The organism is Bradyrhizobium sp. SRL28 (genome assembly GCF_018596315.1).
GTDB lineage: Bacteria > Pseudomonadota > Alphaproteobacteria > Rhizobiales > Xanthobacteraceae > Bradyrhizobium.
In genome coordinates this window covers 1-728 of sequence record NZ_JAHEAG010000189.1, presented here as the reverse complement: position 1 = coordinate 728, position 728 = coordinate 1, and the positions used below count along the sequence as shown (strand labels likewise).

At 57.4% G+C, this 728-nt stretch carries 1 protein-coding gene; it reads left to right on the top strand.

The genetic code is table 11. The features are described 5' to 3' along the window. Positions 1-27: 27 nt before the first annotated feature. Positions 28-728 (top strand): AMP-binding protein (locus tag KIP88_RS45915; protein ID WP_283848603.1); only part of this gene is annotated, 701 nt, incomplete at its 3' end.

The window sequence follows — 728 nt, the reverse complement described above, 5'->3', positions numbered from 1 at the left end:
AAGGGCGTCATGGTCGAGCATGCTCAGATGGCTCGTCTGTTCGAGGCGACCCAGGACTGGTATGGCTTCACCGAACACGACGTATGGTGCCTGTTCCATTCCATCTCGTTTGACTTCTCGGTGTGGGAATTGTGGGGCGCACTGCGCTATGGCGGGCGTTTGATACTCGTGCCGAGTAATACCGCCCGTTCTGCTTCCGACTTCCATGAGCTAGTCTGCAAGTCTGGCGTCACGGTTCTCAATCAGACCCCCTCGGCTTTTAAAGCTTTCATGGATGTAGAATGCCAGAGCAATGTTCGAAACCGCCTTCGATATGTGATTTTTGGTGGGGAGGCTCTGGAGCCGTCCATTCTAAAGCCGTGGTATGAAAGGCATTCCGACAGCGCCCCGCAATTGATCAACATGTACGGCATCACGGAAGCGACCGTGCATGTAACCTATCGACCTCTTAATCAATCTGACACCTCCAACTCGGCCAATCTGATCGGAGAGCCCATCCCCGATCTTCGGTTGTACTTGTTTGATCGGTTCGGCCAGCCTGTGCCGTTGGGGGCGGTGGGTGAGCTTTACATAGGCGGGGCGGGGGTTGCGCGTGGCTATCTGAACCGTGCCGAGCTGACGGCGGAGCGGTTCATCGCCAGTCCCTTTGTGGACGGCGATCGGCTGTACCGCACCGGCGACCTGGCGCGCTATCTGCCCGACGGCAATCTGGAGTTCCTCGGCCGCAA